This is a genomic window from Clostridium akagii DSM 12554, assembly GCF_000686725.1.
In the GTDB taxonomy this organism is placed as follows: domain Bacteria; phylum Bacillota; class Clostridia; order Clostridiales; family Clostridiaceae; genus Clostridium_I; species Clostridium_I akagii.
The window spans coordinates 23306-50136 of sequence record NZ_JMLK01000027.1 but is presented as its reverse complement, the minus strand read 5'-3'; the positions used below and the strand labels follow the sequence as shown (position 1 = coordinate 50136).

Annotated in this window: 23 protein-coding genes, 1 riboswitch and 1 other annotated feature; of the genes, 19 read left to right on the top strand and 4 right to left on the bottom strand. The window is 30.4% G+C overall.

The annotated features are described in order from the left end of the window. Positions 1–264 precede the first annotated feature (264 nt). The 9 genes from BR66_RS0113265 (at position 265) to BR66_RS0113225 (ending at position 8527) form a co-directional block, all read left to right on the top strand. A complete protein-coding gene (locus BR66_RS0113265) occupies positions 265–1440 on the top strand; it encodes a hypothetical protein (RefSeq protein ID WP_026883367.1) in 1176 nt (391 codons plus the stop codon). A gap of 576 nt (positions 1441–2016) precedes the next feature. After that, on the top strand, positions 2017–2532 hold the full coding sequence (locus BR66_RS26445; RefSeq protein ID WP_084156518.1) for a GNAT family N-acetyltransferase: 516 nt from the start codon (positions 2017–2019) through the stop codon (positions 2530–2532). Positions 2533–2806: 274 nt separating this feature from the next. Then, positions 2807–3640 carry an alpha/beta hydrolase gene (locus BR66_RS0113255; RefSeq protein ID WP_026883366.1) on the top strand — a complete coding sequence of 278 codons (834 nt, stop codon included), beginning with the start codon at positions 2807–2809 and terminating at the stop codon, positions 3638–3640. Between the two features lie 219 nt (positions 3641–3859). Then, the gene (locus BR66_RS0113250) at positions 3860–4729 is read left to right on the top strand and encodes a GNAT family N-acetyltransferase (protein WP_026883365.1); all 870 of its coding nucleotides are present in this window, start codon (positions 3860–3862) and stop codon (positions 4727–4729) included. 132 nt (positions 4730–4861) lie between these two features. Then, positions 4862–5278 (top strand): VOC family protein, encoded by a 417-nt coding sequence (locus tag BR66_RS0113245; protein WP_026883364.1) that lies wholly within the window; start codon positions 4862–4864, stop codon positions 5276–5278. A 286-nt stretch (positions 5279–5564) separates the two neighbouring features. Further along, the gene (locus BR66_RS23845; RefSeq protein ID WP_242841159.1) at positions 5565–6080 is read left to right on the top strand and encodes a hypothetical protein; all 516 of its coding nucleotides are present in this window, start codon (positions 5565–5567) and stop codon (positions 6078–6080) included. 226 nt (positions 6081–6306) lie between these two features. Continuing rightward, a complete protein-coding gene (locus tag BR66_RS0113235; protein ID WP_026883363.1) occupies positions 6307–6660 on the top strand; it encodes a 5-fold beta-flower protein in 354 nt (117 codons plus the stop codon). Between the two features lie 310 nt (positions 6661–6970). Further along, the gene (locus BR66_RS0113230; protein WP_026883362.1) at positions 6971–7138 is read left to right on the top strand and encodes an aspartyl-phosphate phosphatase Spo0E family protein; all 168 of its coding nucleotides are present in this window, start codon (positions 6971–6973) and stop codon (positions 7136–7138) included. A gap of 426 nt (positions 7139–7564) precedes the next feature. Beyond that, positions 7565–8527: a N(5)-(carboxyethyl)ornithine synthase gene (locus BR66_RS0113225; RefSeq protein WP_035796222.1), complete on the top strand. Its 963-nt coding sequence runs from the start codon at positions 7565–7567 to the stop codon at positions 8525–8527. 75 nt (positions 8528–8602) lie between these two features. Here BR66_RS0113225 and BR66_RS0113220 read toward each other — a convergent pair whose 3' ends face one another. Beyond that, positions 8603–9538, bottom strand: coding sequence for an NADP-dependent oxidoreductase (locus BR66_RS0113220; protein ID WP_026883360.1), 936 nt, complete (start codon positions 9536–9538; stop codon positions 8603–8605). Positions 9539–9647: 109 nt separating this feature from the next. Further along, positions 9648–11249 (bottom strand): sensor histidine kinase, encoded by a 1602-nt coding sequence (locus tag BR66_RS24860; protein WP_051624237.1) that lies wholly within the window; start codon positions 11247–11249, stop codon positions 9648–9650. A gap of 188 nt (positions 11250–11437) precedes the next feature. On the opposite strand from BR66_RS24860, the gene BR66_RS0113210 reads away from it, so the two are divergent. The 3 genes from BR66_RS0113210 to BR66_RS0113195 all read left to right on the top strand — a co-directional run bounded on the left by BR66_RS0113210 (position 11438) and on the right by BR66_RS0113195 (position 14400). Continuing rightward, the gene (locus BR66_RS0113210) at positions 11438–11782 is read left to right on the top strand and encodes a phenylpyruvate tautomerase MIF-related protein (RefSeq protein WP_026883359.1); all 345 of its coding nucleotides are present in this window, start codon (positions 11438–11440) and stop codon (positions 11780–11782) included. Between the two features lie 378 nt (positions 11783–12160). Further along, entirely contained in the window at positions 12161–13240 is a 1080-nt protein-coding gene (locus BR66_RS24855; protein ID WP_051624236.1) for an SNIPE associated domain-containing protein, read from the top strand. 149 nt (positions 13241–13389) lie between these two features. Continuing rightward, complete coding sequence (locus BR66_RS0113195; protein WP_026883358.1) at positions 13390–14400, top strand: rod shape-determining protein; 1011 nt, start codon at positions 13390–13392, stop codon at positions 14398–14400. Between the two features lie 103 nt (positions 14401–14503). On the opposite strand, the gene BR66_RS0113190 is transcribed toward BR66_RS0113195, so the two are convergent. Next, positions 14504–15547: an HD-GYP domain-containing protein gene (locus BR66_RS0113190; RefSeq protein ID WP_026883357.1), complete on the bottom strand. Its 1044-nt coding sequence runs from the start codon at positions 15545–15547 to the stop codon at positions 14504–14506. A gap of 149 nt (positions 15548–15696) precedes the next feature. Next, a riboswitch (purine riboswitch) is annotated at positions 15697–15795 on the top strand. Positions 15796–15880: 85 nt separating this feature from the next. On the opposite strand from BR66_RS0113190, the gene BR66_RS0113185 reads away from it, so the two are divergent. Next, positions 15881–17245, top strand: a complete 1365-nt coding sequence (locus BR66_RS0113185; protein ID WP_051624235.1) for an NCS2 family permease — start codon at positions 15881–15883, stop codon at positions 17243–17245. Between the two features lie 117 nt (positions 17246–17362). Here the strand turns inward: BR66_RS0113185 and ilvB are convergent, their stop codons facing one another. Further along, positions 17363–19015 (bottom strand): biosynthetic-type acetolactate synthase large subunit, encoded by a 1653-nt coding sequence (ilvB, locus tag BR66_RS0113180; protein ID WP_026883355.1) that lies wholly within the window; start codon positions 19013–19015, stop codon positions 17363–17365. A 133-nt stretch (positions 19016–19148) separates the two neighbouring features. After that, positions 19149–19351 (bottom strand) — a binding site (T-box leader). Positions 19352–19736: 385 nt separating this feature from the next. Here ilvB and ilvC point away from each other — a divergent pair. The 6 genes from ilvC to leuB all read left to right on the top strand — a co-directional run bounded on the left by ilvC (position 19737) and on the right by leuB (position 26812). Then, positions 19737–20729 (top strand): ketol-acid reductoisomerase, encoded by a 993-nt coding sequence (gene ilvC, locus BR66_RS0113175; protein WP_026883354.1) that lies wholly within the window; start codon positions 19737–19739, stop codon positions 20727–20729. 138 nt (positions 20730–20867) lie between these two features. Beyond that, the gene (locus BR66_RS0113170; protein ID WP_026883353.1) at positions 20868–22379 is read left to right on the top strand and encodes a 2-isopropylmalate synthase; all 1512 of its coding nucleotides are present in this window, start codon (positions 20868–20870) and stop codon (positions 22377–22379) included. Continuing rightward, the gene (gene cimA / locus BR66_RS0113165) at positions 22376–24004 is read left to right on the top strand and encodes a citramalate synthase (RefSeq protein WP_026883352.1); all 1629 of its coding nucleotides are present in this window, start codon (positions 22376–22378) and stop codon (positions 24002–24004) included. Before BR66_RS0113170 ends, cimA begins: the two co-directional genes overlap by 4 nt. Then, the gene (gene leuC, locus BR66_RS0113160) at positions 23946–25214 is read left to right on the top strand and encodes a 3-isopropylmalate dehydratase large subunit (protein ID WP_423219383.1); all 1269 of its coding nucleotides are present in this window, start codon (positions 23946–23948) and stop codon (positions 25212–25214) included. Before cimA ends, leuC begins: the two co-directional genes overlap by 59 nt. A 2-nt stretch (positions 25215–25216) precedes the next feature. After that, entirely contained in the window at positions 25217–25708 is a 492-nt protein-coding gene (gene leuD, locus BR66_RS0113155) for a 3-isopropylmalate dehydratase small subunit (RefSeq protein WP_026883350.1), read from the top strand. 30 nt (positions 25709–25738) lie between these two features. Next, positions 25739–26812 carry a 3-isopropylmalate dehydrogenase gene (leuB, locus tag BR66_RS0113150; RefSeq protein ID WP_026883349.1) on the top strand — a complete coding sequence of 358 codons (1074 nt, stop codon included), beginning with the start codon at positions 25739–25741 and terminating at the stop codon, positions 26810–26812. Positions 26813–26831 lie beyond the last annotated feature (19 nt).

Sequence of the window (26831 nt, the reverse complement as noted above, 5' to 3'; positions counted from 1 at the left end):
ATAGTTGTATGGCTTAAAGCCTTATATACAGCCATTTATAAAACATTATAACAATTTATAAAATCGCTATTTTCGAATCTGATGGTCGAGGGTTCTACTCCCCCTGGGTGCACCATAAAGCATTGATACAAGCCAGTTTACAGAATGAAAATAAAGATTATTTTAAAGAGTGGCTTGTGCCACTCTTTGTTTTTACTCTTTTGTAAAATTAAGCAGGAATATTTAAAATTATGTAGAATATTTAATAAAAATGAGGTGTACTTTATGTTAGAAAAATACTATAGTTCATTAATTGATATTGCTATGAATGCAAAATGTTATATGATTATTTGTAAACATTATATAGAAATGAATCAAAAATATAATAATGTAAAAGCGAGATATGGAAATGCAAATGGAATTTCATTTCTAATAGCTAAGTTAATTCCTGATATTTCTGTATTTGTATATGAATCTATCAATTTCATTAATTCTATAGAAGATAATACTATTAAAAAAGCAATTAAAGAAGCAATTCCCAATAGATATCAAGAAGATTATTTCAATGATTTAAAATTAATTCGGAACAATATACATTTATATAACACTTATGGAAGTTATAAAGATAAAGCTGATAATATAATAGATAGTAAATTGGATGAATTTAAGCTGAAAAATCATGATTTATTTTATTTATTGAGAAATGATATTTCATTAATATATAAAATTATTAATAATAGTGGTTTATTTTTAGGCACTGATTATTTTTATAATCACTACTTATATGAAGTTGATGGCTCAAGTTGGACACCAGAACAAATAATAAAATATTCAAGTACTACATCATCAATATTATTTTTAATATCAACAAAAGTTGCAGATATTAAAGTACCTATGATTAAGTTTAAAAATGTGGAGCTGCATATAGAGTTTTTTGACTATAAAAGTGAGAAGCTATTTAAAAATATTGACATAGATTATACTACGGCATTTAGACTTATTTTAATTTTAACTGAATTAAGTTATATATCTATATTAGTTGATGATATATTAGAAAGTGGAAATTTGCATGATGCTAACATAATGTGGGTATTATTTTTAGGGAAATATGTCGCAACTAAATATGATGAATCATTAGATAGCATTGAAAATATGTTGAAATATTCAAAAGACAAAGCATATTTGCAAAAGCTATTTAATAGCAATAATTTTAAGATTTCTAGCTTATATTCAAGAAAATTTGGACGCGATTTGAGGAATATGTTACATTTTGGATTAAAGGATATCAATAAACAGGAATACTACGATATTTCTAAATTCGATTTAACTAAATTATACTTATTTAGAACTAACACTGATAATATTGAACAATTTATTTCTAAATATTTGTTAATGAGAGATGATATGAAAATTATTGAAAGTAGAATTAGAGATGTGTTTAAAATAAAAAAACTTTTCTAATTTGAGGGTTTAAAAATAAAGAGTATGGCAAGAAAAATTTTGCCATACTCTTGCCATACTAATAAGAAAATACTTGTTTATATTCATATATTTATAATTATATTTATATAGCTGAAATAAAGAAGAATCAATACTTCAAAAGGATATAATTACATATATTCATTTATAATTATATAGGCAATTTCAAATACAGAACTCGGCTTACAGGGCTACTCGTCCATTGAAAACACTAAGTTAATAGCTTGGTGTTTTTTATTTTGCCATTCTTAGAACTTATTAATTCTCAAATACTATCAGTAGCTCTTTTCTGCATTTCTTTATTAACATGGGATGAATACTATGAACCAGAAACAGCAGATAAAAATAATATCTATTTTATACAAAAATAAGAGTTTATTACATGCTAATATGATACAATTATCGTTAATTAAGTCATATTGGTAAATTATTGTGGACTAAATAACTAGTGCTATGAATGTATAAGGTGGTAATTAATATTAATATTAAATTTAGAAATTTACAAAAATCAGATAAAGAACATTTCTTTTTATGGATAAAGGATAAGGAAGTTATAAGATATTCATCATCTATATTTCAGCAAATGAAATATCACAATGGTTTGACAAGATTTTATTAGATAATTCTTCTTACAATAAGGCAATCGTAGATATTACAAACGAAAAGTTAATTGGATATACTGGAATATCACAAATTAGTGAAGTGAATTTATCTGGAGAATACTTTATATTTATTGGGGATAAATCTTATCATGGCAAGGGTATTGGTACATTTATAACTAAAAAAATAATTGAAAATGGTTTTCAATTATTAGGGCTTAACAGAATTATGCTTACAGTTTCAGAAAAAAATATTGGAGCAATTAAAGCTTATACTAAAGCTTATACTAAAGCTAATTTTAAAACTGAAGGAGTTATGAAACAAGCATTCTACATATATGGACAATTTCAATCAAAGAATGGTGCTTTAATTATTAGAGACTTAAAAAAAGTTCCGACAGGAATGAATTTGACTGTGAAACATCTAGATGGCACTATAATTGAATATGTTCAACACAAAAATGTAAATAAATAAATTTCAAATAATAAAATATGACCTAATAAAAAGGTGGCTAAAAGGAACAGGCAAATTGGTTTTAAGTAATCAGCATGATAGATATTTCAAAGCTTCAATAGACAATACAATCCCATTGGATAATTTTACAATAATAATCAAGATAATATTAAATTTACCAATAATGTGATATAATTATTGTAGAATTTAAGTCACTAGAGTAAATTATAACCAATTGACGAAATAAAATTACTACATAACTATATATAGAAATTGAACAGCGGGGGGATAATTAATGTATTTAGAAATGAGTGATAAAGTTAATTTATATGTAAAACAGTCAGGGAATGGTATACCTTGTATTTTTATTCATGGTGGACCAGGAGGGTGTAGTTATGATTTTGAAATATTAGGTGGTAATTCATTGGAAGGGTTTATGAAACTATTATATTTTGACCAAAGGGGAAGTGGAAGGTCAGAAGGAGGAATAGATAGTGATTATTCAATAGATAGGCTTGTAGAAGATATTGAAGAAATCAGAAAAAAGTTAGGGATATCAAAGTGGATAGTAATGGCACATTCATTTGGGGGAATTATCGCTGTAAATTATGTCAACAAATTTGAAAAATTTGTTGACAAGCTGATTCTATTAAATTGTACTCTAAATATAGAAGACTCACTTAAAAGTCAAGTATTTTACGGCTCTGAATTTTTGTCTCAAGAAAAATTACAAATAGAAGATTGTAACTCTGTATTGGAAAAATGGAAATATATTTTTAATATGCTTGTAGAGAAGGATATATCTTATAAACTTCAATATAAAGATTATAAGAACTTTCTAAAAGTAAATGATACTATTAGTAATATAAAAAATATTAATACATATATGGCAAATCAGGCTTTTAGCAATAAAGAGTATTTTATAAGTTATTATGACATTACAAAAGAAATAATAGTCCCTGTACTTGTCATAACTGGTGACGAGGATTTCGCTGTTGGACTCAATCATTATAGTAATTTTATGTTTCCAAATGAAAAGGTTCAAATTATGCAAGGAAGACATGTATTGTACGTTGAAAACAATGAGGAATTAAAATCAATAATTAAAAAATTTATTCAAGATTTATAAAATTTAGAGTCTAAAATAAGGGCTTTTTTTTTATACAAAAGAATGGGGGAGGAATTCAAATTGAATAAAGAAGATGTAATTAATATAATATATGTGCTATAGTTTAGGCTAATTGTGTCGAAATAGTAATTAAGCCATAATATTAGTATTTTTTGTAATAATGATAAAGTATCATAAATTAGCATGGAAATTAAATTTGTATGAAGAGGTGGATTACTATTGAAAAAAGTTATTTGTTTAAAACAATATATATCAGAAAAGGAATATAAAGAAATAAATCAGCTCCAAGAGATTTGCAGATCCAATGACAAGAACAATTTAAAATTAGAATTAGATTATAAGATAAGTGTATATAAAAATTCTGAAATAGACTTAAAAAAAATTAATGAATTTTTATATTATGTAGAAGATGTTTTAGTAGCCTATCTTGGTGTTTCAAGCTTTGGAGGTAATAATGCTGAAATCAATGGTATGACTCATCCAGACTTTAGAAGGAAAGGTTTATTTACAAAGCTGTTTGAACTTGCAATAGATGAGTGCAATAAGAGAAACTTTAATAAGATACTTCTATTATCAGATGGTAAATCAATATCGGGAGCCTTTTTTATAAAGGCTGTACATGGGAAATATGATTTTTCAGAGTATAGAATGAAGCTACTTAACAAAACTTCTTTAGAAAATACAAATTCAATCAGTTTAAGAAAAGCTGAGAAAGCAGACAGGAAAGAAATAGCAAGACAGAATGCATTATTTTTTTATGGATTAGAAGAGTGTGAAAGTTTTCCGGAGGAAGAGGAAATCATAAATACGGTAACATATATGGTTGAATTAAAAAAATCAATTATCGGTAAAATTAGGATAGAATACAGCGATAATTCTGCCTTTATATGTGGTTTTGGAATATTGCCAAATTTTAGATGTAAAGGTTATGGAAAATCAACTTTAATAGAGATTTTACGTATAATTAATAAAGAAAGTATAAATGATGTTGAATTGGATGTGGAATGTAAAAATAATATTGCACTTAATTTATACAAGGCGTGTGGCTTTGAAGAAAAGTCTGTAATGGATTATTATAAATACAAATAGAGAATATTGATAAAATATATTATGATGAGATATCCATTTGACGAGTATTGGTGCATAAAAATTATCCATGCGTAGTATATTCATTTAGAGTATACTAGTAATAAAATACTCAACTAAAAAGAGGCGATAGTTATGACAAAGGAACTTTGGATTAATTTACCGGTAAAAGACTTAGAAAAATCAAAAAAGTTTTTTAGCAAACTTGGATTTTCTTTTGATGATAGGTATGTCAATAAAGATGAAGGGGCTTGCCTGGTCATCGGAGATAAAAATGTTATCGTGATGCTTTTCACAGAAGCTGCTTTTCAAAATTTTACAGGAAATAAAATTTTGGATACTAGGCATGGTACAGAGGTGTTATTTTCTATTGATGCAGAGACTAAAGAAGAAGTAGATGAAATGGCAAAAAAGGTAGTAAATGCAGGTGGTACAATATATGCTGAGGCTGGAGACAATAATAGCTGGATGTATGGATGTGGTTTTGCTGATTTGGATGGTCACCGATGGAATGTGTTGTATATGGATATGAGTAAAATGCCCAAAGAGTAGCAAATATATTTCACTGGAGATATATGAAATTAAGAACACAAGAAGATATAAATCAGAGTTGTGTTTGTAGCATATAAAATTAATAGTATGTATTCACATAAATACGTATCATGGAATATATTAATATATAATATATAAGCCCATTAATGAAAATAATTGTAAGGCTATAACAAAGATATTCTTAGATAGTAATCTTATTTATAAGAACATATATCAATTTATATAACTTATTTTAAACATATATTGTAGTGATATATGTAACTATAAAAATAAGGAGTTTTATTAGATGGGTGAACATTATAGGCACCATAAAAAGGATAAACACACTCATTTTGATTCAAGTGCATCAAGTGCTTCAAGCGAGTCAAGTAATTTAAGTAATTTAAGTATTTTAAGTGAAACAAGTGCTTCAAATGATTTGAGTGTTTCGAGTGAAATAAGTGTTTCAAGTGATCCAAGTGATCCAAGTGGCACATGTGATTCATGTGGTCCATGTGATTTATGCCATACTATTAAAGCAGATCCAATAAATATTGAAAAACATGGAGGCAGATTATTAACTGTAAAAATAAAAGTAAACAATGTATGCTATGACAAAAAAGTAGCTGTAGCATGTATTATATATGGAAAATATGACAAAATACTTGCTTTTAAAGCTTTTACTACAATTTTATACAAAGAAAATGGAGAGTGTGGTACTATTGAACGTACAATAACGTTTGTAGTTCCAGACGACGATGCATTCGATCCTTGTGAATTAAATGTTCGTGTCATAGCCAATTATTTATATCCATGTGAGTAAAAATAATTAGCCAATTATTATAGTATGGATAATTAAGATATAAAATGTACCCTGTAGAGCAGACAAAACAAAAAGGTCTCCTCTACAGGTGTTTTTTTTGCATAAAAAACATTGCTGAATTGGTGATTTTTATGGTTATTTGTGGCAATAATCCTTGGATGTTCATATAATATATTGCGATTTATTTTCACATTTAATTAACTATTATATGAGAGGGTGAGAATCAATGGAGAAAATATATGACCAAAATGAAAGAGTTGCTGGTCATTTACAAGGAAATACTGTTTACGATAGAAGTAATAGAATTATTGGATATGTTAACAATTCACTGATATATGATTCCAATTATAATCCAATAGGGTATGTATCAAATGGCTATATTTATAACAATGCAGGAATTCAAGTAGGATATTTTAACGGGTGGAATGTATATAATATGAATGGGAACAGACTTGGTCGTGTTCATAGCTCTTGGCTTGGATTGCTTGCAGCGGGACTATTATTAGGAGCCGCGTTTGGTGGATTTGGATATGGATACGGATACGGATATAATAATTGGGGATATGGTGGATTTTTCTAAAAATATAAAACCAACAATCTTAATCAGTACAAGTAGGTGCCAATAATTATTAAATATGCTCAAAGGGGAAAGTCCAAAAGAAAATTTTGGACTTTCTTTTCACAACAATACATATAAAAATGGGTCTATCATACATTCATACTATATATATATTGTATGAAATATATTAGTGAATATTACAATTATAAGAATATATATTTCTCCACAGTTTTTTATTATTATAATAATTAGTTATTATTTGTGATGTTAATATAAAATATAGTAAATGTAGCCGAATTTTGCTAATGTTTTTAGTGAAAGGAGGGATATTATGACAAGGATGGATGAAATAGTCCTAAAAATTGAAGAAATAAGACAACTGATGCATGGGTTAATGGATAACAAAGCTTTATTAACTGATCCAGAATTAGTAGCCTTAAGTCAGAAATTAGATGGACTACTGAATGAATACAATAAGCTAACATGTAGAAAAATCTAATTTATTGTATTACTAAAAAGGAGGATGCCCTTTAAAAAGGGTGTCCTTTATATCTAAACGAAAATAGGTATATGTAATATATGACAAAAATTGTTTTGCTGTGATTCTAATAAGAATTAAGAAGAATATTTTAATTAAACTTTGGGAATACAATTACTAAGTAAGGGGTAGCAACGGCTAAATTAAATAAAGAGTTTACTCCGCTCGTAATTTTATCTTGCATTTTTTAGCTGACTAATTATAAATACAGAAAATAACTTCGATACAGTGGTATAATATATAATAGCTATGGGTTTACATAGAATTTATAAGATGATATAAAAAAACATTTAAAAAATGTGAATTCGGAATATTCGCAATATTAGGAACTTATTTTGAAACAGCAAATGATGTAGTATATAATATTAATTAAGGAGTGATTCTATTATGAAAAGTGTTGGATTTCCAATAAACTATAAGGAAAATGAAAAGAGGAGAGCTTTATTACTGGAAGATATTAAGAATATAAAAAACAAGGAAAATCTCTATTTTGAAAAGGGATATGGTTCAATCTTAGGAATAAAGGATGAGGAGTTCATAAAAGAAGGGGCTAACATTGAGGAAAGAGAAGAAATATTGAAAAAAGATATTATTTGTGATGCTAAAGCTGGAGATTCTGATTATATAGATGGGTTAATTGATGGTCAAATTGTATTTGGTTGGATACATGCAGTACAAAATAGAGATATAACAGATAAATTTATAAATAACAAGCTTACCGGAATAGCTTGGGAAGATATGTTTGAAGAAGGCAGACATGTTTTCTGGAAAAATAACGAATTGGCAGGAAAAGCAGCTATCTATCATGCATTTCTTTTATATGGTAAATTACCTGAAGACACAAAGGTAGCTATATTAGGAAGAGGTAATGCTGCATTAGGGGCATGTATGATGCTTACTGAATTAGGAGCTGACGTTACTATATACAATCGAAGAACTGAAAAACTTTTCGCTAAAGAAATTAGTAACTATGACGTATTAGTTAATGCAATTATATGGGATACAAGCCGTGAAGATCATATCATTTACAAGGAAGATTTGAAAAGAATGAAAAGGGATTCAATGATTATAGACATTAGTTGTGATTCAAATAGTGGAATAGAAACAAGCAAGATAACTTCCATAGATAATCCAACATATTTTGTGAATGGTGTTTTACACTATGTTGTGGATCATACACCATCATTATTTTATAAATCAGCATCAAAATCTATAAGTAGTGAAGTGTGTAAATACTTAGATTATATTATTGAGAACAAGCAAAACGAAATAGATATTCTAAAAAATGCTATTATTATAGATAATGGTAAAATTATAAATAACAAAATAAATCTATTTCAAGGCAGATAAAATTTCATGTGTGTTATAATCCAAGTAATAAAAACTTGGGAGCTGAATTTATTTCAGCTCCCTTTGCAAAACAGATTATTTGATTTTAATAACTATTTTTCCTTTTGTATGATGTGTCTCGCTTAAGGCATGTGCATCTTGAAGGCCTTTCTCACTAAATTCAAAAACCTGTCCAACAATAGGTTTTAACTTGCCATTTTTCAGGAGCTTAGCTATTTCTATAAGTTGTGATCCATTAGGTATAAGCATATGAAAACTTGCTTTAACCCCGTATTTACTAGCAATTTTTTCATCGGGTTGGTTTACAATGGTAACCAATTTGCCACCTTCTTTTAATACCATATAGCTTTTATTTTGAATGTCTCCTCCTAGAGTATCAAATACTAAATCATAGTTCTTAAGTTCTTTTTCAAAAGCTTGTTTTTCATAATTGATTACTAAATCTGCACCTAAATCTTTTAAAAACTTTTCATTTTTCTCACTCCCAGTTGTAGCTACAAAAGCTCCTAAGCTTTTTGCAAGCTGAATTGCCATACTACCAACACCACCAGCTCCAGCATGGATTAAAACTTTTTCTCCATTTATTAAACTTCCTATATCAACAAGGCACTGCCATGCTGTTAAAGTTGCTAGAGGTATTGAAGCTGCTTCTTCAAAACTTATATTATCGGGTATTTTAGCTAATAGGGTTTCTTCAGTAGCAATATATTCTGCATAGGTCCCATTTGCACTGGTTTCTGGTCTTGCAAATACTCTATCTCCTACATTAAAATTTTCTATTTTATTTCCTTTTTTAGCTATAACTCCAGCAGCATCCCATCCTAATATAACTGGAAATTCAAAGGGAATAGCATCTTTTAAATACCCCTCACGAATTTTCCAATCTACTGGATTAATAGAAGTTGCATGCATTTCAATCAAAACTTGATCTTCACGAATTTTTGGTATATCCAGTTCTTTTAACTTTAATTCATCTTTCCCACCATATTGTTCAATAACAACAGCTTTCATAATTAACATCTTCTTTCTCTAATATTGTGCTTGTTTTAATAAATAAATTATACAGCTATTTAACAATAATAGATACTAATAAATAATATTTATCAACTGAAGAACAATATTATGAGTAAATATCTGAAAATTCTATATTAATCATCTCCGTATTAATAGTGCTGCTCAATTCAATGGTTTTATCAAATTTTAAATCAGGAACTAGATTTTCCACTGGTAATTCGATAATGAATTCGCTTCCAATACCTTCTTGGCTCTTGAGGCGAACTGCACCTTTATGCATTTTGATGATAGAACTCACAATAGATAGTCCGATGCCACTACCTTCTCTATTTCTTGACAGGGATTTATCAACTTGAACAAATCTATCAAAAATTGTTTCATGCCTATCACTGGGAATTCCAATTCCAGTATCTTTAACACATATAACTATTTTTTCATTTCTATCATAGATATTAACATAAATATTTCCACCAGGAGGAGTAAATTTTACTGAGTTTGAAAGCAAATTTAAAATAACTCTCTCCATCTTAATTTCATCAATTGCTATTACTTTTTCTTCTATTTCAGTATCAAACACAAGACCTATATCTTTGCCTTCAATGAAATCTGCTACAGATAATGTTATATCTTCAACTATTTTAACAATATTCGTATCTTTCAAGGTTAATTCAAAGTAAGAAGAATCCATTTTTGTAATATCAATTAAATTTCCAATTAATCGTATGAGTCTATAGCAGTTTTGTTTAATGATATGTATGTATTTGCTAATATCATCTATATTAGATTCTATGTTTGGTTTCTTAATAATTAAATCAAGCATTTGTTCTGCGGAAAAAATAACAGTGAGAGGTGTTCTAAGTTCATGGGATATATTGGCGAAAAAGTCTGTCCTAAGTTTTTCGTATTCAATTTTTTCATTTAATAATTTTTGCTTTTCTTCAATTAATAGTTTAGTTTTAACAATTTGAAGTTCCATTTCATGTTTTTCATTCATTTCTTTTATTAAAAGTGCATTAGCTTCTTTAAATTGCTCTGTTCGCTTTTTCAAAGTATCTTCTGTTTTAATGTAAAGATTATTAATTTCTTCGTTTTTTGCTGATAATAATTTTTTGTTTTTGAAATTGTTAAAGTGGTAGGCATAATTTATATTGGCTAGGGCTAAAGCTAATATTGTCAAAAGGGATGCACTAACTAAATTACTTACTTTAGCACCCCAATCAATATCTACATTTAAAATTCCAATTACAAAAAGCACATACTGTAATAAAAATAAAAATAGACTCTCGAATGGATTTATTATTATAATCGAGGATATACAAAATATGCCCAAAATATAGGCTGAAACTTGGCCATTAGTAAGTTGAGCATTAATGGAAAGAAAAGTACTCCAAGTCATAATAAATAGAACAATAAACCTGTTGACTAGTAGATGGAATTTTTTATTTATTACAGTAATTAAGGTTACATATAAAGGGGAAATAAACAAAATTAGCATGTTAGCATACAAAACATTTCGATATCCAATTTTATTTTTATATAATGATTTGAAGACTTTAATATCTAGGCAAACAAATATAATGTTTACTATAAACAATATAACAAAGGTTATTCTTAAATGCACTGTATTATTTGTCAATATTTCTTTATAAAAATCTTTACGGTAATCACCAGGTAATTTAAAACGATTAGTATTATATAGTTTCTTCATGTTGTCACCCCTGTTTATCATTATGTTTATTATACAAAAATTAAGTACTATTCCATTGTTGCACAATTATAGAAAAATACAATGAAAATCATAAATGTTTCATTAAATTAATATGATTTTACAACTAACATGAATTTGTCTATAATAATTACTAGAGTGAATTTTAGAATATACAAGGGGGAATAAATATGCCATATATAAATTTAACATTAACTGTAAAGTTAACAGAGGATAGTGAAGAAACGATAAAATCCAAACTAGGTGAAATAATAGCCGATTTTCCAGGTAAAAGTGAGCAACAACTAATGGTAAGTTTTAATGATGACCATACTCTATATTTTAGAGGGGATAAAAAAGATAAGGCTGCATTTATTGAAATAAAGATATCTGGAACAGCAGAGAGAAAATATAAGGAGATAATTACGGCTAAGGTATGTAGCTTGCTTGATAAAGAATTGTCTATAACTAAAGATAATGTTTATATAGTTTTTGATGAGATAAAAGATTGGGGAGCAAATGGCAGGGTAGTTTAATAATTACACTAATATATTTTATGTTATATCCTAAATGAAAATCAGTGAAGTATTGCATTGCATTAGTACCTAGGCACCGGTCCTACGTACTAATGCAATGTTTTTTTCGTTATTAAAACAGAGTGCATCCATAATTTTTATAATCATAACAAAATTGTTCATATTCTGTTTACATCCATATAAGATTATAATTTTATATGAAAAATATACCATAATATAGCATAAAAATGCGAATTTTGACATGATAAATAAACAACTCCTGCCTCTTATACAATATTTTGTTTGTTTACAGAAAAGCCATGGGCGACATTACCATATTTATGAATGAATTTTTTATGGTATAATATAAATCATTAAAGAAATAAGGGAGGCTTTTCAATGGCAATACTTACGTCTATTAAGGATGTTTTAAACACAAAACAAAATAAGATTGAGTTTGAAAGACTAATCGAGGAAAATAAAAGATTAAAAAATATAAGGTTAACTCCAACACAAATGGCATTGAGTCAAATTATAGCTAAAACTAAAGAACGTGAAGTGGAGCTTGAAGGATATGATAACTTAATTAAAACAAAAACAAAAGCTATAGAAGAACTAAATACAGAATACAGTAACGAAGCTGACTACCAAACTAAAGAATATGAACAGAAGTCAAATGAATATGATAATTTAATTGAAATAAAAGCTAAACAGCTTGAAGATAAAACCATAGAATATGATGAATTAAGTGAAAATAAAAATAAGGAATATGAGAATCTGATTGCGCTAAAAGAAAAAGAAATTCAAGAAAAAACAGCAGAATATGATGAGCTAAGCGAAAACAAAAGGAGGGAATATGAAGATCTTATTGAACAAAAGATAAATGAACTTGAGCAAAAAACAAATGAATATAATGCTTTAATTGAAAGTAAAACGAAATCAGTTGAAGAACTTAATGGGGAATACAATAATGTAAAAAGATCAGTAGATAGCTTAAAATCTAAAATTATATCTTTAGATGAAGATATTTTAAAGCAGAGTTACGGAGTTTATAAGCCTATGTATAATTTAATAAATTCTGAAAAAGGGTCTACAATGCTTCAAGATATAAGAGAAAAACAAATAAATATGATTAAATCAAAAGAAGCCATAGAATTTAAACAATGGATTGTTAATGGAAGTATAAATGAAGACAATCAATTAACAGATGATATGACTGAGGATATGGTTAAATTAGTAGTTAGGATTTTTAATGATGAGTGTGATGCTATAATTGAAAAGGTTAAATTTAGCAATATAGAAGTAATAGAAAACAGAATCAAAAAATTCTTTGATGATTTAAATAAACTTGGTAATATAACACAAGTAAAAATAGTTCCCAAATATTTTAATACTAAAATAGAAGAACTTTACCTTTTGTATGAGTATAAACTAAAAGAGCAAGAAGAGAAGGAAGAAAAAAGTAGGATGACAGAATAATATAGTACATAGATTGTGAATAAAAAATTGTAATATAGTGTAAGATAATAATTCTGATTTACATAGAAAAGATTAGAGAAAGTCAATATATTCTCTTTTATATAAATATGAACAATCGATGTAGTATAAATTTGAGAGGAGATTTTTAATTGGGATTTTTCGGAATGTCTAAAGAGATGGGAATAGATTTAGGAACAGCAAATACATTAATATATGTAAAAGGGAAAGGTATCGTGTTAAGAGAGCCTACTGTGGTTGCTATAAATACTATGAATAAAAATGTTTTAGCCGTAGGATTAGAGGCTAAAAATATGATAGGCAGAACACCAGAAAATATTGTGGCTTTTAGACCACTAAAAGATGGTGTAATTGCAGATTTTGAAATGACTCAACAATTACTCAAGAGTTTTGTTGAAAGAGTTACTGGAAGAAATACTTTTTCAAGTGCTAAAATTGTAATTTGTTATCCACTAGGAATTACAGAGGTGGAAAAAAGAGCAATTACCGAAGCAACAAATCAAGCGGGAGCACGTAAGGTTATGCTTCTTGAGGAACCTATGGCAGCTGCAATAGGCGCAGGGTTACCCGTTAATGAACCTGTTGGAAGTATGGTAGTTGATATAGGTGGAGGTACCACTGAAGTAGCGGTTGTTTCTCTTGGAGGAATTGTTGTAAGTAATTCATTAAGAGTAGCAGGAGATGAATTAGATGAGGCGATAATTAGCTATATGAAGAAAGAATTTAATCTACTCATAGGAGAAAGAACAGCTGAAAATATTAAAATTGAACTAGGCTCAGCATATTATGAAGAAGATGACGAAAAGCTAACTATGGAAATAATAGGAAGAGATTTACCTACGGGTCTTCCAAAGCTTATTACTATTACAGAGGGTCAAATACAAGATGCTTTGAAGGATTCAGTATCATTGATACTGGAAATAATTAAAACTACCCTTGAACAAATCCCACCAGAACTTTCAGGGGACATAATGGATAAAGGAATAATGCTTACAGGTGGCGGAGCTATGCTAAGAGGTCTAGATAAACTTATATCTAGTGAAACTAAGATACCTACTTTTATTGCAGAGTTTCCTCTTGATTGCGTTGTTATTGGTGCAGGCCAATGTTTAGATATGATAGATAAGTCTGAAGAAAGATAGTTATAAGAGTTATAGAAAATTTTTCTTGGAAAAATAAATGAATAGGGATATAAGTAGATCCAGGCAATGGGATCTACTTATATCCCTATTTTTTTGAAAATAATTAGGAAACAAGCATATCTTTAATATATAGATTTTTTTCTTCTTTTAGATCAATAAAGTTGTTCTCCTTTTCATCTAGGAGTAGTGGGTGAGCTAGATCATTTATGTCAACCTTGATAACTTTGCAATGACGATCATCATTTAAAATAACGGTTTCTCCCATGCAATAATTTATTATATGGTGTAAAAACATATTGCAATATTTAATATCGAGGCTATAGTGGCTTTCCTCTTGAATAATTCTCAGTGCATCAAAAGGATTTTGTGTACTATTGGAGCTAATGTTGTCAAATAAATCTGCAATTGCTATTATTTTAGCAAATTTATGTATTTTTTCTTCTTTAATGCCTAATGGGTAGCCAGAACCATCATTTCTCTCATGATGCATAAGTACCCCATATCCTACGGATGAATCCAAATATGGAATAGTTTTGACAAAATTATAACCTAGAATGGGATGAGATTTTATAATGTTTTTTTCGCTTAATGTAAGATTGATTTTTTTATTTAATATGTACTTATTTATTTTGGTTTTTCCAAAATCGTGTAATAATGCTGAATATGTTAATAAATTTATTTCGGTTTCATTAAGGCCGACCCATTTTCCAAGTATAAAACCAATGGCAGATACGTTAACACTGTGTCTATAAATGCTTATATTAGTAGTGCTTGAGAAGATTATATCTCGGATAACTAATCCTGTCCTTGAAAATTCATCTTGAATTTTATTTGAAAAAGCTCTTAATTCCTCAATGTTTTTGGAAAGACTATTAAATACATTCTCTAAACTTGAAGAAAACTCATTAAAAGCTGTTTCAAGCTCTTGAGCAGTTGTAACTTTAATTCCAGGCACTTCTTCAGAACTATTAGGAATGTAAATCTCAACACTATCAACTATATAATTTTGTTTTAATGTTTTAATTGCTGATTCTGTTATAGTAGAACCCTTAGCAAGTAGCAATCTGTTTTCAAAATTTATATTGTTTGCTGATAACATTCCAACTTTTAACTGATTGATTGGTAATGATTTTTTATTTGCTAGCATTTTTCACACCTCATTTACAATTAGTAACACTAGTAAAATATAGTAGCTACATTATATTATCGTACTTTTATTACATTAATATATAGCTTAATTCGAAAAATATAACTTATGTTGACTTTTGTTTTTTTAAGTGATAAAATTCGCTTTGTAGTAAAATAAAATATTACATCCGTATAATCCTAAAAATTGGTTTGGGAGTTTCTACCAAGATCCGTAAAATCTTGTCTATGGGTGACTGAATAGATTATATTTTATTTCTTTTATATAAAATATGGAACTAGCGGTTTACTTGTAGGCAAACCGGAAATTTTATTATATTTAGAGGAGGAATAAATTTTGAATTCAACACCGAACAAACAAAATGGTTTTTTGGAATCATACTTTAAACTGACAGAAAATAATACTAACGTCAGAACAGAAATTATAGCTGGTTTTACAACTTTTATTGCAATGTCTTATATTATTTTTGTAAACCCAAACATACTAAAGATTACGGGTATGAACCCAAATGGTGTATTCGTTGCAACATGTATAGCATCTGCAGTTGGTACACTTATCATGGCATTATATGCTAACCTACCATTTGCTCAGGCACCAGGTATGGGACTTAATGCATTTTTTACATACACGGTAGTTTTAACATTACATTATACATGGCAGGAAGCATTAGCAGCAGTTTTTATCTCAGGAATTTTATTTATAATAATAACGTTAACCTCTATACGAGAGAAAATAGTGGATGCACTTCCTAGAACTCTAAAACTTTCTATATCAGCGGGTATTGGTTTGTTTATAGCAATTATAGGGTTAAAGGATGGTGGAGTTGTAGTTGCCAATCCAGATACTTTGGTTTCTTTTGGTAAACTAATAGAACCAAGTGCGGCATTAACATTAATAGGACTTGTAATTACAGCAATATTAATGGCTAGAAAAATAAAAGGTTCAATATTAATTGGTATAATTGTTACTACAATAATAGGGATACCAATGAAGATAACTCATCCAGTAGCAATAAGTAAACTTTTAAGCGCACCACCAAGCATATCATCGACTTTCTTTAAAATGAATTTTTCAGGACTTCTTGATGCAAAGGGTGGCTTAGTAATTGCTTTAACAAGTTTAGTAATGGTAGTAATAACAATATGTTTAGTTGACTTGTTTGATACAATAGGAACATTAGTTGGAACAGCGGAAAAAGCAAATATGTTAGATGAGAATGGCAGAGTTAAAAATTTGTCAAAAGCATTAATATGTGATGCAGTTGCTACAACTGCAGGTTCTATTTTCGGTACAAGTACTGTAGTAACTTACGTTGAATCAACTGCAGGAGTTGCAGAAGGTGGTAGAACTGGACTTACATCTTTAGTAACTGGACTACTTTTCATAGTTGCATTGTTCTTCTCAGGACTTGTAGGTATGGTTCCAACAGAAGCAACTGCTCCAGCACTTATAATAGTAGGAGTACTAATGATATCAGCAGTAACCAAAATTGATTTTAATGATTTCACTGAAGCATTCCCAGCTTTTTTAACAATAGTTATGATGCCATTTACTTATAGTATATCAAATGGTATAGCAGCTGGATTAATAGCTTATCCAATAATGAAAGTAGCTACTGGTAGGCGCAAAGAGGTTCATCCATTGGTATACATACTAGCGGTGATATTTATAATAAGATTTGCTTTATTACCACAGTAAAATAAATTTTATAAAAACCCTGAATGGAGTTAATATCTTTATTCAGGGTTTTACCTTTATATTGAAGGTAGCTTAGTTAGCTTTATTGCAGCACTTTTTTTATCACATGAATTAAATTTAATTTTCCATAAGGTCTGTAATATTTGCACCTGGAGCTACAATAGGGAATACCTTATCATTTGGACATATATCACATTCTATAATAAATGGAGCATTTGCTTGTACTGCAAGTTTTAAGGCGTCGTCAATCTCTTCGTTTTTTGATATACGAATGGATTTTATACCGTAAGCTTCTCCAAGTTTGACAAAGTCAACTTCAGATCCAAATTCAGAATGAGAGAAATTACCTTCAAAAAACATATCTTGCCATTGGTGGACCATTCCAAGTACATGGTTATTAAAAACTAGTTGTATTACTGGCAATTGGTACTTTGATATAGTGGAAAGTTCTATGGAATTCATTTTAAAGCTTCCATCTCCAGCAACATTTACTACCTTTTTATCAGGATTTCCAATGCATACACCTATAGCTGAACTAAGACCATAACCCATTGTCCCAAGACCTCCAGAAGTAATAAAGGTTCGTGGTTTATTAAAGGTAAAAAATTGAGCTGCCCAAATCTGATTTTGTCCTACTTCCGTAGTGATTATACACTCACCCATTGTTATATTATAAAGCTTGTTTAAAATAAGTTGAGGGCTTAATGTACTTTCATCTAGATAATTTAGAGGATGGGCCTTTTTCCACTTAGAAACTTGCTCTAGCCATTCTACTTCTTTTTTTTCTGATATTAAATCTTGAAGTGCCACCAGTACTTTTTTCACGTCCCCACATATAGATACATCTTCAGGTATATTTTTGTTGAACTCAGAAGGATCTATATCTATGTGAATTATTTTTGCATTTGGTGCAAAACTGCTTATTTTACTTGTAACTCTATCACTAAAACGAGAACCAATTGCAATTAAAAGGTCACATTGTGAAACCCCATGGTTGGATGCATAAGTTCCATGCATTCCTATCATTCCAGTGTATAGTTCATCTTTTCCTGGAAAAGCGCCAATTCCCATAAGCGAGCAGGTGACTGGAGAGTTTATTTTTTTAGCAAAAGCATACAATTCATCAGCTGCATTTGATATGTTTACTCCACCGCCAGCATATATCATTGGCTTTTTACATTCATTTATTAGTCTAATTGCATCTGTAAGGTTTGAATTAAATTCCTTAGGAACTAATTTTTCAGAATGAACAAAAATATATTCAATTTCAGCCATCTGTATGTCTTTTGGAATATCCACAAGTACTGGACCTGGACGACCACTTTGTGCTGCTTTAAAGGCTTTTCTTATGGTGTCCGCAAGGTTTTCTGGTTCCCGAACTGCATAGTTTTCTTTAGTGATTGAAGAGGTGATATTTGTTATATTAACTTCTTGAAAAGAAGATTTACCTATAAAGGGTTGTGCAACCTGCCCTGTAAAAACAACCATAGGCACTGAGTCCATGTAGGCTGTAGCAATTCCAGTAACTGTATTAGTTGCTCCTGGACCGGATGTGGTTATAACAACACCAACTCTACCCGTAGTTCTAGCATAACCGTCAGCTGCATGAGTAGCCCCCTGCTCATGGGCTGTAAGTATATGTTTGATTTTTCTTTCACCATACAGTGCATCATATATTGGCAATACGGCCCCACCTGGATAACCAAAAACTACATCAACACCTTGTTCCTTTAAACATTCTAGTAATACCTTAGCTCCTAATAATTTCAATTTTAAAGCCCCCTAATATTTATAATCAATACTTAAATTTAAAAAAGAGTAAAAAAATACACACGGACCCTAGGGCGTGTGTTCTATTTGTGGTACCGCCCGAAATTTTTTGAAAACAAAAAACAGCCTTCCTGCCTGGGGCGAGGAAACTGCTTCGCGGTACCACCCAAATTTATATCTTAATTAATTGTAACGGCAATGCCGGCACGACTTACTATTAATTTCAGTCTGCAACTCCAGAGTGAGTTTCGGCATATAATTATCCGCAGGTTTTCAGCTACCCCCGCTCTCTTTTGGACATCCCATACACTTACTTTTCTCTTTCAACGTTTTTAATGCTTTAATATTTATGTCTAAATATACTATGTTCGCAATAATTAGTCAACTGATTTTTGGATGAAAGTTCAAATTTACTATTTATCATTAAAATACAGATAAATACTTCTGAATTAGAAATTAAGTGGGTTGTATTTTGTGAAACTGTTAATAATCAATAAAAAACAATGAATTTGTTGACAATTAATTTCTTTGGTGGTACGATTTTTGAAAAGTTAGTGAAAATTGCAGCTATTCAATCAACAATGTGTATTGAGAAATGCAGTAGCAAATTTCAGTTATCTTTAAGTTGTAAAATGCTTATTTTTGGGGTAGATGATTTGTGCACTTAAACAAATTGGTTGGTAGCTAAATTTTTAAATAAATATACTAGGGGGCATTTAATATGGCAAAAGTTTATTATGAACATGATTGTGATTTAGGAATTTTAAGAGGTAAAAAGGTGGCTGTAATTGGCTACGGTAGTCAAGGTCATGCACATGCACTTAATTTACATGAAAGTGGAGTGGATGTAATTGTTGGTCTTTACAACGGGAGTAAATCCTGGGCAAAGGCAGAAGAAGCAGGACTTAAAGTTACAACAGCAGCAGAAGCTGCAAAACAAGCAGATATAATAATGATTCTTATCAATGATGAAAAACAAGGTCAACTTTTCAAAGAATCTATTGAACCAAATCTAACGCCTGGTAAGGCTTTAGTATTCGCACATGGTTTTGCTATACATTTTGGACAAATCGTACCTCCAAAGGATGTAGATGTTTTCCTTATAGCACCAAAAGGACCTGGACATACAGTAAGAAGTCAGTTCTTAGAAGGTAAGGGAGTTCCTTGTCTAATAGGAATTCATCAAGATGCTACTGGAAAAGCAAAAGATGTTGCACTTGCATATGCATTAGGAATAGGCGGAGCAAGAGCTGGAGTTATCGAAACTTCATTCAAAGAAGAAACTGAAACAGATTTATTTGGAGAGCAAGCAGTACTTTGTGGTGGAGTATCAGCACTTATTAGAGCTGGATTCGAAACATTAGTTGAAGCTGGATATCAACCAGAAATGGCATATTTTGAGTGTTGCCATGAAATGAAGCTTATCGTTGATTTAATAAATCAAGGTGGTCTTAATATGATGAGATACTCTATAAGTGATACAGCTGAATATGGAGATTACATCACTGGAGATAAGATAGTTACTTCAGATACTAAAAAGGCTATGAAAGGCATTCTAAAAGATATTCAAGATGGAGTATTTGCAAGAAATTGGCTTCTTGAGAATCAAGTTGGAAGACCATATTTTAATGCTAAGAAAAATGGAGCAAAGAATCAGCAATTAGAGACCGTTGGAGCTGAGCTTAGAAAAATGATGTCTTGGAATAATAAATAGAAAATTAAGAAGTATGATTAAAAATAACTAGCGTACTTACTAGTTATTTTTTTGAATACCCCTTAATATAAAACCAAGTTTAAATTTCCACAATAAACGTGGTTTCTAAGCATATTAGCTAAAAAATGGGGGAGTTTTATGGGTAAGCATATTAAAATTTTTGATACAACACTTAGAGATGGGGAACAGACACCAGGAGTAAATTTAAATATTAAAGAAAAGGTTCTTATAGCTAAGCAGTTAGAATTATTAAATGTGGATGTTATAGAAGCTGGTTTTCCAGTTTCCAGTGACAATGATTTCAAAGCGGTTAAAGAAATTGCAGAAACCCTTGAAAATACTACTGTAGTTGCGCTGGCAAGAACTGTAAAGGGTGATATTGATTCCGCATATGCTGCATTAAAGAATGCAAAAAAACCAAGACTTCACATATTTATTGCAACTTCAGAAGTTCATATGAAGTATAAACTTAATATGACAAAAGAAGAGGTACTAGAGAGAACTATATCCATGACTAGATATGCTAAAACTTTATTTGATGAAATTGAATTTTCAGCTGAAGATGCTTCAAGAAGTGATCCTGATTTTTTGTGTGATATTTTTGAAAAAGTTATTGAAGCTGGAGCCACAGTAATAAATATACCGGATACGGTTGGTTATTCAATACCAACAGACTATCGTGATTTTATAAAATATATTGTTGATAATACAAAAGGAATTGAAAAGGTAGATGTTAGTGTTCATTGTCATAATGACCTAGGCATGGCGGTAGCAAACTCACTTTTAGGCGTAATGGGTGGTGCAACTCAAGTAGAATGTGCTATTAATGGGTTAGGTGAGAGAGCAGGAAATGCGGCACTTGAAGAAATAGTAATGGCGATTGAAACAAGAAAAAGTTTCCTTGATGTTTATACAAATATAAATACAGAACAAATATATAGAACTAGTAATCTGGTAAGTTCTTTAAGTAGTGTTTATATTCAGCCAAACAAGGCAATTGTGGGTGCTAATGCATTTCTGCATGAGTCAGGAATACATCAAGATGGTATATTAAAAGAGAAATCCACTTATGAAATTATCACTCCGGAATCTGTAGGGATTAAAAATACTTCACATATAGTTCTAGGAAAATCTTCAGGTAGGCATGCCTTTGATAGTTATTTAAAGGATATGAATATAGAGCTTACCAAAGAAGAATTAAACAGTACGTTTGAAAAATTCAAAGAATTAACCGATAGAAAAAAAGATATAACATCAAAGGATATAGAAGCTATTGTAAATGCTAAAAAATGTTTTAATGAAACCTTTAAGTTAAAATCCTTCCAAATCAACAGCGGGAATAATATAATTTGCACTGCTGCGGTACAGATTCTTAAAGGTGATGAGATTTTGACGGAAGTAGCTTCAGGTGAAGGATCGATAGATGCAGCTTTTAGAGCAATTGAACGAACACTGAAAATGGATATAAAACTTAAAGACTATTCCATAAGATCTGTTACAGATGGTAAAGATGCATTAGGAGAAGTTACAGTTAAGATTCAAGGCAATAATGATATTTTTGTTGGCAGAGATATTTCTGAAGATGTAATGGAAGCTAGTATAAATGCATATATAAATGCAATTAATAAGATGGTTGAAGAAGAACAATGAGAAAAGTGTATATTTTTGACAGTACTTTAAGAGATGGATCTCAAGCACAGGGTATATCTTTTAGTGTGTCAGATAAAATGAAAATAGTAAAAAAACTAGACGAAATAGGCATAAACTATATAGAAGCAGGTAATCCAGGGTCAAATCCAAAGGATAGGGAATTTTTTCGAGAAATAAAGCAAATTCCACTTAAAAATGCCAAAATATGTGCTTTTGGAAGCACAAGAAAAATAGGTATCAAGGCAAAGGATGACCAGAACCTCAAAGAACTTATAAACGCTGGAACTAGTGTTATAGCAATTTTTGGAAAAGCCTGGGATTTTCATGTTACAGATATAATTAAAACAACTTTAGAAGAAAATTTAAATATGATCTATGATAGTATTATGTATTTAAAATTACATAATAAAGAAGTGATTTTTGATGCTGAACATTTTTTTGATGGATATAAAAAAAACAAGGATTATGCCATTAAAGTTTTACTAGTTGCAGAAAAAGCAGGTGCGGATTCATTGGTACTTTGTGATACAAATGGTGGAACAATGCCATTTGAGGTTAGTGAAATATTAAAAGAACTTATAGATAAATACCATTTTAAAAACTTAGGTATTCACTGTCATAATGATTCAGGAAATGCAGTAGCTAATTCAATTATTGCTGTAAAATATGGCGTAAATCATGTCCAAGGAACTATAACAGGTTTTGGAGAAAGATGTGGAAATGCAAATCTAAGCACTATAATTGCAGATTTACAGGTTAAAATGGGTTATGATATAATCACACCAAAAAACCTTGAACAATTAACAGCTACTTATAGGTATATTTGTGAAGTAAGTAATGTAATACCAAATGAAAAAGAACCATACGTTGGAAGTTATGCCTTTGCACACAAAGGCGGAATGCATATTGATGCAGTATATAAAAACCCACATTCTTTTGAACACGCGCCACCAGAAACTGTTGGAAATGAAAGAAAAATACTCATGTCAGAAGTTTCAGGTAGAAGCACGGTAATGTCTATTATAAATTCAGTAGATCCTAATATTAAAAAAGATTCAGATCAGGTAAAAAAGATAATTGAAAGATTAAAAGAACTTGAATACCAAGGTTATCAATTTGAAGGTGCTGAAGGTAGTTTTGAACTACTAGTAAGAAAAGAACTTGGACTTTTTAGACCATTTTTTCATCTTATAGAATATAAAATGATGATTGATAAACCAAGTACCACGGATAAAAGTGCCACTGTTGCCATGAAAATAAAGGTAAATGAAACTGTGGAAGTAACTGCTGCAGACGGCTATGGTCCGGTTAATGCTCTAGACATTGCACTTAGAAAAGCACTTAGTGTGTTTTACAAGTCTATTTCATCTATGTATTTAACTGATTATAAGGTAAGGGTTATAGGCACAGAAAAAGCAACATCTGCAAAGGTTAGAGTTATCATTGAATCTACAGATGGGCATAAAACATGGACTACAATTGGAGTTTCGAGCGATATTATTGAAGCAAGCTTTGAAGCGCTAGTTGATTCCGTAGAATATAGTCTCTTAAAGGAGGAAAACAAAAATGAGCAAAAATGCCATGACAATGACACAAAAGATATTAGCGGCACATGCAGGGCTTGATTACGTTACAGAGGGACAATTAATAACAGGTAATTTAGATTTGGTTTTAGGAAATGATGTTACAACTCCTGTAGCAATTAATGAATTTAATAGACTAGGATTAACAAAGGTATTTGATAAAAACAAAATAGCTATAGTTCCGGATCATTTCACTCCAAATAAAGATATTAAATCTGCAGAACATTGCAAATTAGTAAGAGAATTTGCAAAAAAAATGGAAATAGTAAATTATTTTGAAGTAGGGGAAATGGGAATCGAACATGTATTAATCCCAGAGAAGGGCCTAGTAATTTCAGGAGATGTAGTAATCGGAGCTGATTCACATACATGTACCTATGGTGCTTTAGGAGCCTTTTCAACTGGAGTTGGTAGCACAGATATGGCGGTTGGAATGGCTACAGGCAAGGCTTGGTTTAAAGTACCAGAAGCTATTAAATTTCAGCTAACTGGAAAGTTTAAAAAGTGGGTTAGTGGTAAAGACTTAATACTTCATATCATAGGAATGATAGGCGTTGATGGAGCACTTTATAAATCCATGGAATTTACAGGTGAAGGTGTAAAAAGTTTGTCAATTGATGAGAGATTTACTGTGTCAAACATGGCTATAGAAGCTGGTGCGAAAAATGGTATTTTTCCAGTTGATGATGTAACATTAAACTATATAAAAAGTAGAACAGAAAGAGAACCAAAGATATTTGTAGCTGATGAAGATGCAAAATATTCAGCTGTTTACAATATAGATTTGGGGGATATAAAATCAACAGTTTCATTTCCACATTTACCTGACAATACTAGAACCATAGATAAAGTAGGAGATGTAACAATAGATCAAGTCGTAATTGGATCATGTACAAATGGTAGAATGGAAGATTTAAGAATTGCAGCTTCAATTTTAAAAGGTAAAAAAGTTAAAAAGGGAATTAGGGTAATAATATTGCCGGGAACTCAAAAAATATTTTTGCAGGCTATGGAAGAGGGTCTTGCTAAAATATTTGTAGAAGCAGGAGCAGTTTTTAGCACTCCAACTTGTGGACCATGCCTCGGGGGACATATGGGGATACTTGCCAAGGGTGAAAGAGCAATATCTACTACAAACAGAAATTTTGTAGGAAGAATGGGTCATCCTGAAAGTGAAGTATATTTAGCAAGCCCAGCAGTAGCAGCAGCATCAGCATTAGCTGGAAAAATAATTTCACCAGAGGAGGTTTAAAAATGGACGCAAAAGGAAAGGTTTTAAGATATGGAGATAATATTGATACAGACGTAATAATACCAGCAAGATATTTGAATTCATCTGATCCAAAAGAACTTGCAAAACATTGTATGGAAGATTTGGATGTTGATTTTCTTGAAAAGCTAAACAAAGGTGACATAGTTGTGGCAGAAAAAAATTTTGGTTGTGGTTCATCAAGAGAACATGCACCAATATGCATAAAGGCTGCGGGGGTATCTTGCGTTATTGCTAAAAGTTTTGCAAGAATATTTTATAGAAATTCAATTAATATAGGTTTCCCTATACTTGAGTGTGAAGACGCAGTTAACGATGCAAAGAATGGACATGAACTACAAGTAGATTTTAAAACAGGAATAATAAAAAACATTACACTTGGAAAAGAATATAAAGCGCAACCTTTCCCAGAATTCATGATTAAAATCATAGAAAATGATGGATTAATCAATTGCGTGGAAAAAGGGCTGTTTTAGTAAATAAACAAATCAGGGGGCTAACTAAACATGAAAGAATATAAAATAGCAGTAATTCCAGGAGACGGAATTGGCGTTGATATAACAAGAGAAGCCATAAAGGTAATGACCAAAGTTTCAGAAAAATATGGAACAAAACTTATTTTTACTGAATTAAAAGCGGGTGGATGTGCCATAGATGAATTTGGGGAGCCTTTGCCAAAACATACATTAGACGTGTGCAAAGACAGTGACGCGGTTTTATTAGGTGCAGTGGGCGGACCTAAATGGGACAATTTAGAAGGACAACAAAGACCTGAAAAAGCGCTTATGGGACTTCGAGGTGGACTTGGGCTTTATGCAAATCTAAGACCGGCTAAGGTTTATGATGTATTAAAAGGAGCTTCACCACTTAAAAATGAAATAATAGATGAAGGCGTTGATCTTTTAGTAGTTAGAGAGTTAACTGGTGGAATATATTTTGGAGACAGGGGCAGATGCGACGATAATGGAATAGAAGCAGCCTATGACACAGAAAAATATAATGTTAGCGAAATCAAAAAAATAGCTCATGTGGCATTTAAATCTGCAATGAAGAGAAGAAAAAAGGTTACATCTGTTGATAAATCAAATATTTTAGAATCCTCAAGACTTTGGAGAAGTGTTGTAGAAGAAGTTTCAAAGGAATACCCAGAGGTTGAATTAAATCACCTTTATGTAGACAATACTGCCATGCAACTTGTTAGAAAACCATCTCAATTTGACGTTATATTAACAAGTAATTTGTTTGGTGATATATTATCAGATGAGGCTTCTATGGTAACAGGTTCAATAGGAATGCTAGCTTCATCAAGCCTAAGAGAAGACAGCTTTGGAATGTATGAACCGATTCATGGTTCCGCACCAGACATTGCAGGAAAAGATTTAGCAAATCCTCTTGCACAAATACTTTCTTCTGCAATGTTATTTGAATATTCTTTAGGCATGAGTGAAGCAGCAAGAGATATTGAAGAAGCAGTTCAAAACGTGTTAGATAAAGGTTATAGAACTGGTGATATTTTCACAGAAGGAACTAAAAAAGTTGGTACTGCCCAAATGGGTAAATTAGTATTAGATGAACTATAAAAAACAGAACAAATAAAAT

Excerpts from the sequence above, each read along its gene's own strand:
- BR66_RS0113255 (WP_026883366.1), top strand. The coding sequence starts at position 2,807 with ATGTATTTAGAAATGAGTGATAAAGTTAATTTATATGTAAAACAGTCA.
- BR66_RS0113225 (WP_035796222.1), top strand. The coding sequence starts at position 7,565 with ATGAAAAGTGTTGGATTTCCAATAAACTATAAGGAAAATGAAAAGAGG.
- BR66_RS0113245 (WP_026883364.1), top strand. The coding sequence starts at position 4,862 with ATGACAAAGGAACTTTGGATTAATTTACCGGTAAAAGACTTAGAAAAA.
- leuC (WP_423219383.1), top strand. The coding sequence starts at position 23,946 with ATGAGCAAAAATGCCATGACAATGACACAAAAGATATTAGCGGCACAT.
- BR66_RS0113210 (WP_026883359.1), top strand. The coding sequence starts at position 11,438 with ATGCCATATATAAATTTAACATTAACTGTAAAGTTAACAGAGGATAGT.
- BR66_RS23845 (WP_242841159.1), top strand. The coding sequence starts at position 5,565 with ATGGGTGAACATTATAGGCACCATAAAAAGGATAAACACACTCATTTT.
- ilvC (WP_026883354.1), top strand. The coding sequence starts at position 19,737 with ATGGCAAAAGTTTATTATGAACATGATTGTGATTTAGGAATTTTAAGA.
- BR66_RS0113230 (WP_026883362.1), top strand. The coding sequence starts at position 6,971 with ATGACAAGGATGGATGAAATAGTCCTAAAAATTGAAGAAATAAGACAA.
- BR66_RS0113190 (WP_026883357.1), bottom strand. The coding sequence starts at position 15,547 with ATGCTAGCAAATAAAAAATCATTACCAATCAATCAGTTAAAAGTTGGA.
- BR66_RS0113235 (WP_026883363.1), top strand. The coding sequence starts at position 6,307 with ATGGAGAAAATATATGACCAAAATGAAAGAGTTGCTGGTCATTTACAA.
- BR66_RS0113170 (WP_026883353.1), top strand. The coding sequence starts at position 20,868 with ATGGGTAAGCATATTAAAATTTTTGATACAACACTTAGAGATGGGGAA.
- cimA (WP_026883352.1), top strand. The coding sequence starts at position 22,376 with ATGAGAAAAGTGTATATTTTTGACAGTACTTTAAGAGATGGATCTCAA.
- leuD (WP_026883350.1), top strand. The coding sequence starts at position 25,217 with ATGGACGCAAAAGGAAAGGTTTTAAGATATGGAGATAATATTGATACA.
- leuB (WP_026883349.1), top strand. The coding sequence starts at position 25,739 with ATGAAAGAATATAAAATAGCAGTAATTCCAGGAGACGGAATTGGCGTT.
- BR66_RS24860 (WP_051624237.1), bottom strand. The coding sequence starts at position 11,249 with ATGAAGAAACTATATAATACTAATCGTTTTAAATTACCTGGTGATTAC.
- BR66_RS0113220 (WP_026883360.1), bottom strand. The coding sequence starts at position 9,538 with ATGAAAGCTGTTGTTATTGAACAATATGGTGGGAAAGATGAATTAAAG.
- BR66_RS24855 (WP_051624236.1), top strand. The coding sequence starts at position 12,161 with ATGGCAATACTTACGTCTATTAAGGATGTTTTAAACACAAAACAAAAT.
- BR66_RS0113265 (WP_026883367.1), top strand. The coding sequence starts at position 265 with ATGTTAGAAAAATACTATAGTTCATTAATTGATATTGCTATGAATGCA.